Origin of the sequence: Klenkia terrae (assembly GCF_900491935.1) — a bacterium.
In the GTDB taxonomy this organism is placed as follows: Bacteria; Actinomycetota; Actinomycetes; order Mycobacteriales; family Geodermatophilaceae; genus Klenkia; species Klenkia terrae.
The window spans coordinates 4,031,479-4,046,140 of the sequence record NZ_UEXK01000004.1; the positions used below are offsets into that span (position 1 = coordinate 4,031,479).

General features: G+C 75.7%; 15 protein-coding genes. 7 read left to right on the forward strand and 8 right to left on the reverse strand.

Features of this window, described 5'->3' with window-relative positions; all coding sequences use genetic code 11:
• From LFA75_RS20060 to LFA75_RS20075, 4 genes are all read left to right on the forward strand, one after another.
• The coding region (locus tag LFA75_RS20060) for an SGNH/GDSL hydrolase family protein (protein WP_225235356.1) at positions 1 to 655 on the forward strand (655 nt) is incomplete at its 5' end.
• A 1-nt stretch (position 656) separates the two neighbouring features.
• Positions 657 to 1,055, forward strand: coding sequence for a hypothetical protein (locus tag LFA75_RS20065; RefSeq protein ID WP_225235357.1), 399 nt, complete (start codon positions 657 to 659; stop codon positions 1,053 to 1,055).
• Between the two features lie 94 nt (positions 1,056 to 1,149).
• Positions 1,150 to 3,060 (forward strand): 1-deoxy-D-xylulose-5-phosphate synthase, encoded by a 1,911-nt coding sequence (gene dxs, locus LFA75_RS20070; RefSeq protein ID WP_225235358.1) that lies wholly within the window; start codon positions 1,150 to 1,152, stop codon positions 3,058 to 3,060.
• Positions 3,047 to 3,328 (forward strand): thiamine-binding protein, encoded by a 282-nt coding sequence (locus LFA75_RS20075; RefSeq protein ID WP_225235359.1) that lies wholly within the window; start codon positions 3,047 to 3,049, stop codon positions 3,326 to 3,328. The genes dxs and LFA75_RS20075 overlap by 14 nt, the downstream gene beginning before the upstream one ends.
• On the opposite strand, the gene LFA75_RS20080 is transcribed toward LFA75_RS20075, so the two are convergent.
• The 6 genes from LFA75_RS20080 to LFA75_RS20105 all read right to left on the reverse strand — a co-directional run bounded on the left by LFA75_RS20080 (position 3,325) and on the right by LFA75_RS20105 (position 9,814).
• A complete protein-coding gene (locus LFA75_RS20080; RefSeq protein ID WP_225235360.1) occupies positions 3,325 to 3,600 on the reverse strand; it encodes a hypothetical protein in 276 nt (91 codons plus the stop codon). The genes LFA75_RS20075 and LFA75_RS20080 overlap by 4 nt on opposite strands.
• A gap of 63 nt (positions 3,601 to 3,663) precedes the next feature.
• On the reverse strand, positions 3,664 to 5,682 hold the full coding sequence (locus tag LFA75_RS20085) for a 3-hydroxyacyl-CoA dehydrogenase NAD-binding domain-containing protein (protein WP_225235361.1): 2,019 nt from the start codon (positions 5,680 to 5,682) through the stop codon (positions 3,664 to 3,666).
• On the reverse strand, positions 5,679 to 6,881 hold the full coding sequence (locus LFA75_RS20090) for a thiolase family protein (protein WP_225235362.1): 1,203 nt from the start codon (positions 6,879 to 6,881) through the stop codon (positions 5,679 to 5,681). Before LFA75_RS20090 ends, LFA75_RS20085 begins: the two co-directional genes overlap by 4 nt.
• Before the next feature lie 237 nt (positions 6,882 to 7,118).
• Positions 7,119 to 8,390 (reverse strand): HRDC domain-containing protein, encoded by a 1,272-nt coding sequence (locus tag LFA75_RS20095; protein ID WP_225235363.1) that lies wholly within the window; start codon positions 8,388 to 8,390, stop codon positions 7,119 to 7,121.
• A complete protein-coding gene (locus LFA75_RS20100) occupies positions 8,387 to 9,079 on the reverse strand; it encodes a response regulator transcription factor (protein WP_225235364.1) in 693 nt (230 codons plus the stop codon). The genes LFA75_RS20095 and LFA75_RS20100 overlap by 4 nt, the downstream gene beginning before the upstream one ends.
• Positions 9,080 to 9,166: 87 nt before the next feature.
• The gene (locus LFA75_RS20105; RefSeq protein ID WP_225235365.1) at positions 9,167 to 9,814 is read right to left on the reverse strand and encodes a DUF3000 domain-containing protein; all 648 of its coding nucleotides are present in this window, start codon (positions 9,812 to 9,814) and stop codon (positions 9,167 to 9,169) included.
• Between the two features lie 163 nt (positions 9,815 to 9,977).
• Between LFA75_RS20105 and hemE the strand changes: the two genes are divergently transcribed.
• The 3 genes from hemE to hemQ all read left to right on the forward strand — a co-directional run bounded on the left by hemE (position 9,978) and on the right by hemQ (position 13,285).
• Positions 9,978 to 11,093, forward strand: a complete 1,116-nt coding sequence (gene hemE / locus LFA75_RS20110) for a uroporphyrinogen decarboxylase (RefSeq protein ID WP_225235366.1) — start codon at positions 9,978 to 9,980, stop codon at positions 11,091 to 11,093.
• Entirely contained in the window at positions 11,090 to 12,460 is a 1,371-nt protein-coding gene (gene hemG / locus LFA75_RS20115; RefSeq protein ID WP_225235367.1) for a protoporphyrinogen oxidase, read from the forward strand. The genes hemE and hemG overlap by 4 nt, the downstream gene beginning before the upstream one ends.
• Positions 12,461 to 12,532: 72 nt before the next feature.
• Positions 12,533 to 13,285 carry a hydrogen peroxide-dependent heme synthase gene (gene hemQ / locus LFA75_RS20120; RefSeq protein WP_225235368.1) on the forward strand — a complete coding sequence of 251 codons (753 nt, stop codon included), beginning with the start codon at positions 12,533 to 12,535 and terminating at the stop codon, positions 13,283 to 13,285.
• Between the two features lie 6 nt (positions 13,286 to 13,291).
• Here hemQ and LFA75_RS20125 read toward each other — a convergent pair whose 3' ends face one another.
• Complete coding sequence (locus tag LFA75_RS20125; RefSeq protein WP_225235369.1) at positions 13,292 to 13,603, reverse strand: hypothetical protein; 312 nt, start codon at positions 13,601 to 13,603, stop codon at positions 13,292 to 13,294.
• Between the two features lie 71 nt (positions 13,604 to 13,674).
• Positions 13,675 to 14,628, reverse strand: coding sequence for a hypothetical protein (locus tag LFA75_RS20130; RefSeq protein WP_225235370.1), 954 nt, complete (start codon positions 14,626 to 14,628; stop codon positions 13,675 to 13,677).
• Positions 14,629 to 14,662: the final 34 nt, after the last annotated feature.

The window sequence follows — 14,662 nt, forward strand, 5'->3', positions numbered from 1 at the left end:
GCTGGGTGCGGTGGTGGTCCTGGCCGGGTGCGCCGGCCCACCCGCGCAGGCGGCGCCCGCACCCGGCACCGCGTCCGCTGCCCCGCTGCGCGTGGTGGTCGTCGGGGACTCCATCACCGAGATGGACTGCCCCGACTTCGACGCCGGCGTCCTCGGCCAGGGGTCGTGGGCGTGGTGGGCCACCGGCCGGGGGGTGGACGTGACCGGCGGCTGGGCGCACTCGGGCGCCACGACCGAGGACATGCTGGACGGCGTCGCCGCCGACGGGCCGATGGACGCCGACGCCCTGGTGCTGATGGCCGGCAACAACGACCTCGACCTGGCCCTGCCCACCGAGGACGTGCTGGACCGCCTGGTGCAGATCGCCGCCGCCGCGGCGGTGCCGCGGGTGGTGCTGTCCGCCGTCGCGCCCGAGGACGGGCTGGGGCCCGAGACCCTGGCGATGGACGCCGACCTGGCCGAGCTGGCCGCGCGGGAGGGCTGGCAGTACGTGGACCCGATGACCGAGGTGCGCGACGAGGACGGTGACTACCGCGACGGCGCCACGCTGGACGGCGTCCACCCGAGCGGGGCCGCCGCCGCGCAGATCGGGGTGGCCCTGCACGAGGCGCTGCTGCACCCGTCGGGTGTCGGACCCGCGGGGCAGACTGGCTGACGTGCCCGCCGTCCCGCCGTCCGCGTCCGGTCGGGACGGGGTGCTGCCCCCCGGGTGGCCCGAGGAGGTCCGGCCCCCCGGCGCGCCGGACTGGGAGCGCACCGCCGTCGGCTGGCTGTACGACCTGGTGCCCCCGGAGTACCGGTCGCACGAGGTGCTGCGGCGCTACCCGGTGCTGCTGGCCCGGTTCGCCGCCGACCACGTCAGCGCCGGGCTCGAGGCGGCCCGCGCCGGGTGGCGGACGGTGCGGGTCGAGCTGGCCGACGAGCTGCCCCCGGAGGCCATGGAGGCCGCGATGGCCGCCTACGAGCGGGAGGGCGCCCGGCTGGCCGCCGCAGCCCGCGCGGTGGAGCTCGTGGGCGGCGCGCTGCGGGGGGAGCGCTGGGTGCCGCGGATGTGACCCCGGCTGCTCCGAGGGCTCCGACCGGGTCGGGGTCGGCCGCCGCGACTACCCTCGGGGTCCCCACCTCAGCTCGAGAGGACCCTGCCCCGCCGTGTCGCTGCTCCGCTCCCTCACCGGGCCCGCCGACCTGCGGGCGCTGGCGCCCGAGCAGCTCCCGGTGCTGGCCGCGGAGATCCGGGACGCGCTGGTCACCAGCGTCGCCAAGACCGGTGGGCACCTCGGGCCCAACCTGGGCGCCGTCGAGCTGACCATCGCGGTGCACCGGGTCTTCGACTCCCCGCGCGAGCCGGTCGTCTTCGACACCGGCCACCAGTCCTACGTGCACAAGCTGCTCACCGGCCGGCTCGAGGGCTTCCCGGGCCTGCGCCAGCGCGGCGGCCTCTCCGGCTACCCCTCGCGCACCGAGAGCGAGCACGACTGGGTCGAGAACAGCCACGCCTCGACCTCGCTGTCCTACGCCGACGGGCTGGCCAAGGCCTTCGCCGTCCGCGGCGACGTCCGCCCGGTGGTGGCGGTCATCGGCGACGGCGCGCTCACCGGCGGCATGGCCTGGGAGGCGCTGAACAACATCGCCGCAGCAGGGGACCGGCCGGTGGTCATCGTGGTCAACGACAACGGCCGCTCCTACTCACCGACCATCGGCGGGGTGGCCGACGCGCTGGCCACCCTCCGGCTGCGCCCGGGCTACGAGCAGGCGTTGCTCGCCGTCCGGCAGTCGGTCACCCGGGCCCCGGTCGTGGGCACCGCGCTCTACGACGCGCTGCACGCGATCAAGAAGGGCCTCAAGGACGTCCTGTCCCCGCAGGGCATGTTCGAGGACCTCGGCATGAAGTACGTCGGCCCGGTCGACGGGCACGACGTCGCCGGCATGGAGTCCGCCCTGCGCCGGGCCCGCGCCTTCGGCGGGCCGGTGATCGTGCACGCCGTCACCACCAAGGGCTTCGGCTACGCCCCGGCGCAGAGCGACACGATCGACGCCTGGCACGCCACCGGCGCCTTCGACCCCGACTCCGGGGTCAGCCCGGCCAGCGCCGGCCGGGACTGGACGACGGCCTTCTCCGACGAGCTGGTCGCGATCGGCGCCGAGCGCTCCGACGTCGTGGCGATCACCGCGGCGATGCTGCACCCCACCGGGCTGGCCCCGTTCGCCGAGCGGTTCCCCGAGCGCACCTTCGACGTCGGCATCGCCGAGCAGCACGCGCTCACCTCGGCCGCGGGCCTGGCCATGGCCGGCCTGCACCCGGTCGTCGCGATCTACTCCACCTTCCTCAACCGGGCCTTCGACCAGCTGCTGATGGACGTCGCGCTGCACCGCCAGCCTGTCACCGTCGTCCTGGACCGGGCCGGGGTGACCGGCTCCGACGGTGCCTCGCACAACGGCATGTGGGACACCTCGCTCTGCGCCGTCGTCCCCGGGCTCCGGATGGCGATGCCGCGCGACGAGGCGACCCTCAAGGAGGCCCTGCGCGAGGCGGTGGCGGTCACCGACGGCCCCACCGTGCTGCGCTTCCCCAAGGGCTCCGTGCTGGCCTCGCTGCCGGCGGTCGAGCGGGTCGGGCCGGTCGACGTGCTGCGCCGGGGGGCGGCGCCGGAGGTGCTGCTGGTGGCCTGCGGCTCGCTGGTCCCGGCCGGGCTGGCCGCCGCCGAGCGCGCCGCCCAGCAGGGCATCGAGGTCACCGTCGTCGACCCGCGGTGGGTGCTGCCCGCCTCCCCGGAGCTGGTGCACATGTGCGCCGGTCACAAGCTGGTCGTCACGCTGGAGGACGGCGGCCGCTCGGGCGGGGTGGGGGAGACCCTCGCCGCGGCGATGCGCGAGGCCGAGCTCGACGTCCCGGTGCGCTGCATCGGGCTGCCGCAGGTCTTCCTGGAGCACGGCACCCGCACCGAGGTGCTGGCCGACCACGGGCTGACCGAGCAGGACGTCGCCCGCCGGATCGTCGAGTGGGCCGCCCGGATCGCCGACCGCACCGCCCAGGCCGAGGAGAACCATGCTGATCGCTGAGATCCAGGTCGCGCCGTCCCCGCCGGGCACGCCCGAGGACCCGCACGCCCACGTGGAGGCCGCGATCGCGGTGATCCAGGCGTCCGGCCTCCGCTACGAGGTCGGCGCGCTGGGCACCACGCTGGAGGGCTCGGCCGACGAGGTCTGGGCGACCCTGCGCGCCGCGCACGAGGCCATGCTGGCCGCCGGTGCCACGGCCGGCATCAGCCACGTGAAGATCGCCGAGGTCGACCGCACGATGGACAGCCTGACCGGCAAGTTCCGCTAGGTCCGGCTCGCCGCCCACAGCTGCGCGGCCCGCGCCGTCGCGGCGGCCACCAGCTCCACCAGCTCGGGGCGGTCGGGCACCGGGAACGACACGTACGCGCCCCGACCGCCGGCGGTGGGCCGGCCGTAGGCCTTGGCCGCCGTCGTGCCGTCGGGCAGCAGCCGGACGGTGAGGGTCTGCAGGGTGAACTCCTGGTCCCGCCGGACGTCGGTCCACCGCAGCTGCTCGGGGATGGTCACGTTCAGGGCCAGCGCGTTCACCTCGACGTCCACACGCCCAGCATGGCGTGGTCCCCGCGCACCCCGGGGGGGGAGTGCGCAGGGACCACGCCGAGCTCAGGCCAGGGCGCCGGGGCGCCGCAGGGACGGGCTGATGCCGCCCAGCCAGAACGGCCAGCCGGCGCCGAGCAGCATGGCCAGGTCGACGTCCTCGACCGCCTGCACGACGCCCTCGTCGAGCATGAGGCTGATCTCCTCGGCCATCGCCCGCTCCGCGCTGGCCCGCAGCTCCTCGGCGGTGGGCCCGGTGCCGGTGGAGGTGAACGCGTCGGCCAGCTCGGGGTCGACGACCCCGGGCTCGCTGAACACGGTGGTCTTGCCCAGCTCCACCATCCGGCGCAGCCCGGTGCCGACGCCGAACCGGTCGGGGAACGCCTCGTGCATGCGCTCGGCGACGTGCAGCGCCACGGCCGGGCCGACCAGCGACAGCAGCTCGAACGGCGTCATCGGCAGGCCCAGCGGGTCCAGCGCCCGCTCGGCGACGTCGACCGGGGTGCCGGCGTCGACGGCGGCGGTGACCTCGCCGAGGAACCGGGTCAGCAGCCGGTTGACCACGAAGGCCGGGGCATCCGCGACCAGCACGCAGGACTTGCCGAGCTGCTTGCCCACCGCGAACGCGGTGGCCAGGGTGGCGTCGTCGGTGGACCCGGCGCGCACCACCTCCAACAGCGGCAGCACGGCGACCGGGTTGAAGAAGTGCATGCCGACGACCCGCTCGGGGTGCTGCAGGTCGGCGGCCATCTCGGTGATCGACAGCGCGGACGTGTTGGTGGCCAGCACGCACTGCGCCGACACCACCGCCTCGACCTCGGCGAAGACCTGCTTCTTCACCGAGAGCTCCTCGAACACCGCCTCGATCACCAGGTCGGCGTCGGCGAACGCGGACTTCTCCAGCGACCCGCTGACCAGGCCCTTCAGCCGGTTGAGCGCGTCGGGGGACAGCCGGCCCTTGCCGGCCAGCTTGTCCAGCTCGCCGTGCACCCAGCCCACGCCCCTGTCCACCCGGGCCTGGTCGACGTCGGTGAGCACCACGGGCACCTGCAGCTTGCGCAGGAGGAGCAGTGCCAGCTGGGAGGCCATCAGCCCGGCGCCGACCACGCCCACCTTGGTCACCGGGCGGGCCAGCGCCTTGTCCGGCGCCCCGGCCGGCCGCTTGGCCCGCTTCTGGGTCAGGTCGAAGGCGTAGAGCGAGGCCCGCAGCTCCGGGGTCATGATCAGGTCGGCGAGTGCGTCGTCCTCGGCCGCCGTCCCGTCGGCGAAGGACGCGTCGCGGGCCAGCTCGAGCAGGTCGACCGCCCGGACAGCGGCCGGCGAGGCGTTGCGGGTGCGGGCGGCCACGACCTGCCGGGCACGGGCGATCGCGTCGTCCCACGCGCTGCGGTCGACCGGCGGGCGGTCGACGGCGACAGCGCCGGTCAGGACGCCGGCCGCCCACTCCAGCGAGCGCTCCAGGAAGTCCGCGGGCTCGAACACGGCGTCGGCGATGCCGAGCTTCGCCGCCCGCGGGCCCGAGGTCATCCGGTTCTGGGACAGCGCGTTCTCCACGATCACCGAGACCGCGGCGTCGATGCCGATGAGGTTGGGCAGCAGTTGGGTGCCGCCCCAGCCGGGCACCAGGCCGAGGAAGACCTCGGGGAAGGCGACGAACGCCCCGCCGGAGATGGTCCGGTGCTGCGCGTGCAGCGCCAGCTCCAGGCCGCCGCCCAGCGCCGCGCCGTTGACGAAGGCGAACGTCGGGACGGCGACGTCGCGCAGCCGGGCGAACACCCGGTGGCCCTGCCGGGCGATCTCCAGCGCGTCGTCGCGGGAGGAGATCCGCGGCACGCCGGACAGATCCGCGCCCACCGCGAACACGAACGGCTTGCCGGTCACCGCGATGCCCGCGACATCGGCGGCCAGCGCCTGGTCGAGGGCTGCCTCGAGGGACGCCAGCCCGCCCGGGCCGAAGGTGGAGGGCCGGGTGTGGTCGTGCCCGTTGTCCAGGGTGATCAGCGCCAAGGGCTTGTCGACCCCGGGCAGCGTGACCAGCCGGGTCAGCGCCTGCGTGACGACCTCGTCGGGGAACTGCTCGCTCACTTCTCGCCCTCCCAGGCCGGGTTCTCCCAGATGACGGTCCCGCCCATGCCGATCCCCACGCACATCGCGGTGAGGCCGTACCGGACGTCGGGGCGCTCGGCGAACTGCCGCGACAGCTGGGTCATCAGCCGGACGCCGGAGGACGCCAGCGGGTGGCCCACCGCGATGGCGCCGCCCCACATGTTGACCCGTGGGTCGTCGTCGGCGATGCCGAAGTGGTCCAGGAAGGCCAGCACCTGGACGGCGAAGGCCTCGTTGAGCTCGAACAGCCCGATGTCGTCGATGGTCAGCCCGGTCGACGCCAGGGCCTTGAGGGTGGAGGGCACCGGGCCGACGCCCATGACCTCGGGCTCGACGCCGGCGAAGCCGAAGCCGACCAGCCGCATGCCGATCTGCAGGCCGAGCTCGGTGGCGACGTCCTCGGCGGCCAGCAGGCAACCGGTGGCGCCGTCGTTCAGCCCGGCGGCGTTGCCGGCGGTGACGTGGCCGTGCGGGCGGAACGGGGTCTTCAGCCCGGCCAGGCCCTCGACGGTGGTGCCGGGGCGCGGGGGCTCGTCCTCGGTGGCCAGGCCCCAGCCCTGCTCGGCCGACCGGACGGCCACCGGCACCAGCTCCGGGCCGATCTTGCCGGCGGCGAGCGCGGCGGCGTACCGGTCCTGGCTGCCGACGGCGAAGGCGTCGGCGCGCTCCTTGGTCAGGTGCGGGAAGCGGTCGTGCAGGTTCTCCGCGGTGGAGCCCATGACCAGCGCGGAGGAGTCGACGATCTTCTCGCTGACGAACCGCGGGTTGGGGTCCACGCCCTCGCCCATCGGGTGGTGGCCCATGTGCTCGACGCCGCCGGCGATGGCGACGTCGTAGGCGCCGAACGCGATGCCCGAGGCGGTCGTGGTCACCGCGGTCATCGCCCCGGCGCACATGCGGTCGATCGCGAAGCCGGGCACCGAGGTCGGCAGCCCGGCCAGCAGCGCCGCGGTGCGGCCGATGGTCAGGCCCTGGTCGCCGATCTGGGTGGTCGCCGCGATCGCGACCTCGTCCACGCGCTCGGGCGGCAGCCCGGGGTTGCGGCGCATGAGCTCGCGGATGCAGCGCACCACCAGGTCGTCGGCGCGGGTCTGGGCGTACATGCCCTTCGGGCCGGCCTTGCCGAACGGGGTGCGCACGCCGTCGACGAAGACGACCTCGCGCAGGGAACGGGACAACGGGACCTCCGCAGGGACGGGGCGCGGCCGGACGTCGGACCGCGTCGCCGAACAAGTTACCCGCCGGTAACCACACCCCGCGAGCCACCCTCACCCCGGCGCCCTGCCCCGCCCTGGCCGCTGCCGCCTGCTGCGCCCGGCCCCGCCGAGGCAAGGGAGCCCTTGCCGAACGCGGTGGCCGGGACCGTTGCGGAAGGGATCCCTTGCCTCGGCGTGAGCGGGAGCGGGGGAGGTGGGTCAGGCGCCGGCGGCGGCGGCGGCGGCGGTGAGGAGGTCGGTGGTCAGGTCGACCTGCCACGGGCGGGCGCCGCCGTCGCGCAGGAACGCGGCGACGGCCTCCGGGGTGACCTCGGCCGGCGGGGACCACATGAGCCGGCGGACCAGGTCGGGGGACAGCAGGTTCTCCACCGGCACCGACCACTGCTCGCCCAGGGCGGCCAGCCCGGCCCGGGCCACCTGCAGGCGCTTGGCGGCCGCCGGGTCGCGGTCGGCCCAGCGGTTGACCGGCGGCGGGCCGTCGCCGGGCAGGCTGTGCGCGGGCAGCTGGCCCTCGGGCACGGCGCGGCCCTTCTGCAGCGCGGCGAACCAGGTGCTGACGATCTTGCGGTTGGCCCGGCCGCGGAAGACCGGCAGGTCGGCCAGCGCCTCCGCGGTCGCGGGGTCCGCCGCCACGGCGGCCACCATGGCCGAGTCGGGCAGCACCCGGCCGGGGGCGACGTCCCGGCGCCGGGCGAGGAGGTCGCGCGCCTCCCACAGCGCCCGGAGGACGGCGAGCTGCCGCCGGCTGCGCAGGCCGTGCATGCCCGACGTCCGGCGCCAGGGGTCGACCCGCGGTGCGGGCGGTCCGGCGGCCAGGATCGCGGCGAACTCCTGCTGGGCCCACCCGGTCTTGCCCTGCTCCTCGAGGATGCCGGCGAGGGCGTCGCGCAGCTCGACGAGCACCTCGACGTCCAACGCGGCGTAGACCAGCCAGTCGGTGGGCAGCGGGCGGGTGGACCAGTCCGCGGCCGAGTGGCCCTTCTGCAGGCTGTAGCCCAGCAGGGACTCCACGACCGCCCCCAGCCCGACCCGCGGCAGGCCGGCCAGCCGGGCGGCGAGCTCGGTGTCGAACAGCCGGGTCGGGACCAGGCCGATCTCGGCCAGGCACGGCAGGTCCTGGTTGGCCGCGTGCAGCACCCACTCGGCGTCCCCGATCGCCGCCTGCACCGGACCCATGTCCGGCAGCGGGACGGGGTCGACCAGCCCGGTGCCGCTGCCGGCCCGGCGCAGCTGCACCAGGTAGGCCTTCTGCCCGTACCGGTAGCCCGAGGCGCGCTCGGCGTCGACGGCCACCGGTCCGGTGCCCCCGGCCAGCGCCTGCGCGTACTCGACCAGCGCGGTCGAGGTCTCGATGACCGGCGGCAGGCCGTCGCGCGGGGCCAGCAGGGGGACCGCGGTGCTCTCGACCGGGGCCTCCGGCTCCGGCGTCGTGCCCGGCGTGGTGCCCGGTGTGGTGTCCGGCGTGGTCACGAGATCACCCCGGAGCGCAGCGCGAGGGCGACCATGTGCGCCCGGTCGCCGGTACCCAGCTTGCGCGCGATGCGGGCCAGGTGGCTCTTCACCGTGAGGGCGGACAGATCCACCAAGTCACCGATCTCCTTGTTCGTGTGTCCCTCGGCGACGAGCCGGAGGATGTCGACCTCGCGGGCCGACAGGTGCGAGGGGCCGTCGTCGGACGCGCCGCGGGTGAGCCCGAGCGCCAGGCTGCTGGCGATGCCGGGGTCGGCGTAGACCTCCCCGCCGAGGGCCACCTGCAACCCCTCGGTCAGCACGGCCAGCGGGGAGGACTTGAGCAGGTAGCCCTGCACCCCGGCGAGGAAGGCCGACCGGACGACGGCGGGTGCGGTGACGTCGGTCAGCACGACCACCACGGGCCAGCCGTCGGCCTGCAGCTCGGGCAGCAGGTCCAGGCCGCACCCGTCGGTGCCGGGGGCGCCGTCGGGGAGGTCGACGTCCAGCACGCACAGCGCCCGCGGACCTGAGACGTGCGCGCGGACCCGGGCCTCCTCGAGCCCCGCGGCCTCCTCGACGTCCCGGGCGCCCAGTGCCCGCAGCCGGGCCGCCAGCGCCTCGCGGACCAGCGGGGCCGGGTCCACGACGAGGGCGGTGGCGTCCGGGGGCAGCAGCGCGCCGTCGGCACGCGGGTGGCCCAGGGTCACGGGGTGGCAGCTCCAGCGCTCCGGCCGACGGCGTGTCTGCGCAGTCGGCCCCTCCATCGCTGCTCCGGATGGAGCAACCGGCTCACTCTAGGAGGTGCTGGTGCCCGTCGCCCGGATGCCGCCGACCGAGCCCAGCAGGTGCACACCCGGCGGGGGGAGACCGGCGGCGTTGCCCAGCACCTCGAGCCAGGCGGTGAGGTGCCGGTCGAGGTCGGTGTCGGCCGTGGTCCAGGAGGCCCGGATCTCCACGTCGACCGAGTGCTCGGGGCCGGCGATGTCGCCGAAGCGGGTGGAGGCGGTGCGGGTGACGGTGCCGCCCAGCGAGTGGTGCGCCGCGCCGTGCTCGGCCAGCGCCTCGACCAGCCAGCTCCAGGCGACGTCGGAGAACATGGTGTCGTCGACCATCGACTCGTCGGTCATCGCGGAGACGTAGCCGACGCACCGGGTGGTGCCGTCCCAGGCCTCGTGGCCGGCCGGGTCGTGCAGCACGATGAACCGGCCGCTGGCGATCTCGACGTCGTCCTCGCCGGCCAGCTCGCCCGGCTCGGCCACCCGCGCGCCGATGGCGTGCGACCAGGGCGCGAGCCGTTGCGGGGCGGGGATGTGCTCGAGGACGATCTCGCTGCGCGCCCGGACGGTGGCCAAGGCGTCGAGGGCGGCCTGGAACTCGGCCGGGGGAGGCGGGCGTTCGCCGTCTGCGCCCGGGCCGCGACCTGGCCTGCGCTGGGGATCCACGACCGAAGGGTAGGTCGCTGTACCGACACCCCGCCCCTCCGACGCGCCAACCGATCATGTACGGAGAGTGAGCGCGGTCGGCGTGTCCAGCTCGGCGTGCCTCCAGGACGCCGTCGCGGTGCCCACCGGACGGTGTGGCGGGGGTCTGGGAGGATGGCTGGTCGTGGGCACAGCAGCAGGAGCGGACACCGTCAGCAGCACCTCGCCGGCCGACTCGGACCTCGTCCGGGCCGCGCTGGGCGGGCCCGTGGGGCGCACCCCGGTGTGGTTCATGCGCCAGGCCGGCCGGTCGCTGCCGGAGTACCGCGAGCTGCGGGCCGGCACCGCGATGCTGCAGGCCTGCCAGGATCCCGACCTGGTCACCGAGATCACCCTGCAGCCGGTCCGCCGGCACGGGGTGGACGCGGCGATCCTCTTCTCCGACATCGTGCTGCCCCTGGTGGTGGCCGGCGTCGACATCGAGATCAAGCCCGGCGTGGGGCCGGTCGTCGCCGAGCCGGTGCGCAGCGTCGCCGACGTCGACGCCCTGCCCGACCTGGACCCGGGCCAGCTGGACTTCCTCACCACCTCGGTCAGCCGGCTGGTGGCCGAGCTGGGCGCGACGCCGCTGATCGGGTTCGCCGGCGCCCCCTTCACCCTGGCCACCTACCTGATCGAGGGCGGGCCCTCCAAGGAGCACGCCCGCACCAAGGCCTTCATGTACGCCGAGCCGGAGGCCTGGCAGCGCCTGCTGGCCAAGCTGTCGCTGTCCGCGGCGGTCTACCTGCGCGCCCAGGTCGACGCCGGGGTGTCCGCCGTCCAGCTGTTCGACTCCTGGGCGGGCGTGCTGTCGGCCACGGACTACGCGACCCGGGTGCTCCCGCACTCCCGCGCGGTCTTCGACGGCCTGGGCAACCGGTCCGCCGGCGAGCGCGACGTGCCCCGGATCCACTTCGGGGTCGGCACCGGCGAGCTGCTGCCGCTGATCGGGGACGCCGGCGCGGACGTGGTCGGCGTCGACTGGCGGGTGCCGCTGGACGAGGCGGCCCGCCGGGTCGGCCCGGGCTACTCCCTGCAGGGCAACCTGGACCCCGCCGTCCTGCTCGCCGACCGGGCGACGCTGGAGGCCGAGGTGCGCCGGGTGTGGCGGCAGGGCCGGGCTGCCCGCGGGCACATCTTCAACCTGGGCCACGGCGTGCTGCCCGACACCGACCCGGGCGCGATCACCCACGCGGTGGAGCTGGTTCACCAGCTGAGCGCCGAGGCGGGAGCCGAGGAGTTCGGAGCGCAGCAGGCATGAGCCGGTGCGTCGTGGTCGGGGCCGGGATCGCCGGGCTGACGGCGGCGTACGACCGGCACCGCCGGCACCCCGAGGACGAGGTCGTGGTGCTCGAGGCCGGTGACCGGGTCGGCGGCAAGCTGGGCCGGGTCCGGCTGGCCGGCGCCTGGTACGACACCGGCGCCGAGGCGGTGCTGGCCCGGGTGCCCGACGCGGTGGGCCTGATGGCCGAGCTCGGCCTGCAGACGCTGGCCCCGCGGACGACGTCGGCCTCGGTGGTGCTGCCTTCGGGCCGCCACCGGCTGCCGGCCGGCACCCTGCTGGGCGTGCCGACCTCGGCCGAGGGCCTGGACGGGCTGCTGTCGGCCGAGGGGGTCGCCCGGGTGCGGGCGGAGAGCTCGTTGCAGCCACTGCACTTCGACGCCGACCGCACCGTGGGCGGTCTGCTGCGCGAGCGGCTGGGTGACGAGGTGGTGGACCGGCTGGTGGAACCGCTGCTCGGCGGCGTGTACGCCGGTCAGGCCGACCGGTTGTCGGTGGCCGCGACCATGCCCGCCCTGGCCGCCTCGCTACCGCGGCACGACTCGGTGCTCGCCGCCGCGGCCGCGGCCCGGGACGCCGGGGCGCGCAGCCGGGAGGCCGCCGCGGGTACGTCCGACGGCCCGGTGTTCGCCACCCTCCCCGAGGGCGTCGGTTCGCTGCCGCAGGCGCTCGTGGACGCCCTGCCGGCCGGGACGGTGCGGCTGCGCACACCCGCGCACACCCTCCGCCGGTCTGCGGCCGGGTTCGAGCTGAGCGTCGGCGCCGACCGCGAGGTGCTCACCGCCGACGTCGTGGTGCTGGCCGTGCCGGCGGGCAAGGCGGCCCGGCTGCTGGCCGAGGTCGCGCCGGACGCCGTCGAGCCGCTCGAGGGCATCCCGTACGCCTCGATGGCCGTGGTGGCGATGGCCTTCCCCGGGCAGGACCTGGCCAACGGCTCGGGCCTGCTGGTGCCGCCGGTGACCGGCCGGCTGGTCAAGGGCGTCACGATCTCCTCGCAGAAGTGGCCGCACCTGGACGCCGACGGTCTGCTGCGGGTCCGGTCCTCGGTGGGCCGGTACCTGGAGGAGGAGCAGCTGCAGCGCTCCGACGAGGACCTGACCGCCGCGGTCGTCGCCGAGGTCGCCGAGCTGCTGGACCTGGACCGGCCCGAGCCGGTGGAGACCCACCTGGTGCGCTGGGGCGGGGGCCTGCCGCAGTACCTGGTCGGCCACGTCGACCGGGTGGCGCAGGTCCGGGAGGCCGTGGCCGCGGTGCCCGGGCTGGCCGTCGCCGGGGCCGCCTACGACGGGGTCGGCGTCCCCGCCTGCATCCGCAGCGCCCGCACCGCCGTCGCCCGGCTGGGCTGACCCACGGCCGGGGGACCGGTCTCACACGACCGGGCCCGCGGGTGGCCGCTGCGGCCGCGCCACAATGGGGGCATGACCGACGCGACGCCTGCAGCGACCACGGGCCCCACGGAGACCGCACCGGAGCAGAAGAGCATCGGCAAGCGGGCCAACGAGCTCAACGCCACCATCCGCTACACGATGTGGTCGGTGTTCCGGCTGGCCCGCCCGTTCGCCGACGACCCCCGCCAGGCGGCGGCCGACGAGCTCGGCTCGCTGGTCGACGAGCTGGCCGGGAAGGACGTCGTCGTCCGCGGGCTGTACGACGTCGCGGGTCTGCGGGCCGACGCCGACCTGATGGTCTGGTGGCACGCGGAGACCGCGGAGGCGCTGCAGGAGGCCTACACCCGGTTGCGCCGCACGGCGCTGGGCCAGCGGCTGGAGCCGGTCTGGTCGCAGATGGCGCTGCACCGCCCGGCGGAGTTCAACCGGTCGCACATCCCGGCGTTCCTGGCCGACGAGGAGCCGCGGGCCTGGGTCTGCGTCTACCCGTTCGTGCGGTCCTACGAGTGGTACCTGCTGCCCGACGAGGAGCGCCGCGACATGCTCAAGGAGCACGGCATGCAGGCCCGGCCCTACCCCGACGTCCGGGCGAACACCGTCGCCTCGTTCGGGCTGGGCGACTACGAGTGGATGCTGGCCTTCGAGGCCGACGAGCTGCACCGGATCGTGGACCTCATGCGCGACCTGCGGGCCTCCCGCGCCCGCCGGCACGTCCGCGAGGAGATCCCGTTCTACACCGGCGCCCGGCGCTCGGCGGCCGAGCTGGTGGCCGGCCTGGCCTGAGGCCGGTCAGGCCGACCCGGGGACCCGGCGCTGCGCGGACCGGCGGTACCGGCGCAGCGCGGCGTCGGTCACTCCGCCGACGACCCGCCCGACGAGCAGCGGGACGGCGACGCACAGGAGCAGGACGACCGAGCACGTGGCCACCGTCGCCCAGTCGGTGGGTCCCGGCGCGCCCGAGGACAGGTCGCCGCCGTCGAGCCCTGCCGAGATGCCGACGAGCATCCACGGCGCGAGCGCCAGGGCGGGCAGGGCGGTCAGCGCGGCGGCGACCACCCCCAGCGCGAGGGCGGGACCGGAGCGGTGGGGTGCGGTGTCCATGCCGACGACGGTGCCCGGTCCCGGCCGGGTGCACCTGAGCAGGACTGCTCAGCTGCACCCGGTACCGCGGCTCAGCCGGCGGTGATCGAGGCGGTGAGCCGGGAGCCCCACACGGTCGGGCGGCCGATCGCGACCACCGCGACGTCGATGGCCTCGCCGGCGGCGGTGGTGTAGCTCAGCGTGGGCAGGATCGGTGCGCCCGCCGGACCCCGGCCGCAGCCGACCCGGCCGGGCACCGGCTCGCCGTCGGGCACCGCGTTGACCGTGATCGAGGAGATCGTCGCGTCGACGAAGACGGGTGAGGCGACGGTGACCTCGGTGTCCCGCTCGCCGGTGGCGCACTCGGCGGTGCCGGTGACGGCGGTGCCGGCGGGGGTGATGAGCACGACCTGGCCCTCGCCCGGGGCCACCAGCGGCAGCGGGGTGCTGGCCGCGGCCAGGGCGTCGTCCCAGTCGGCGGGGTCGAACGGGATGACCGTCGACGTCCACGGCGGTGTGGTGCTGCTGGTGGACACGATGCCCGCGGCCAGCTGCAGGCGCGGGCCGAGCATCTCGGCCCGGCCGTCGCGCTCCCGGCCGAGCACGAGGTCGCCCAGCTCGGTCCACCGGCCGGGGGAGTCCGCCGAGCCCAGCTCGGTCGACCAGCTGCCCAGCGCGAGCCCGCGGTCGCAGCTCTCGTGCGTCGCGCGCACCACCCCGTCCACCAGGGGCAGGACGCCGAACGCCTGGACATCGGTGCCGGCGAGGGCGTCGACGACGGCGTGGCAGGCGGAGGTGATGCCGCTGCCGAGCACCGCCGGGTCACCGGTCGCGGCGATGCCCAGCGGCGCCTCGATCTTCCAGTGCTCGCCGACGCTGCCCCAGGCCGACCCCTCGGGCTCACCGAGCCCGAGGGCGGCCCGGACCTCGTCGGGGATCGAGTCCCACTGCCGCTGCGCGGCGTCGACCTCCGAGCGGGGGGTGCTGCACCCGACCACCCCGGCGGCGACCAGCGCGAGCAGGACGGCGGTGCGCAGGCGACCCATGGCCGTCACCCTGGCGCACCGCCCGGTCCAGCAC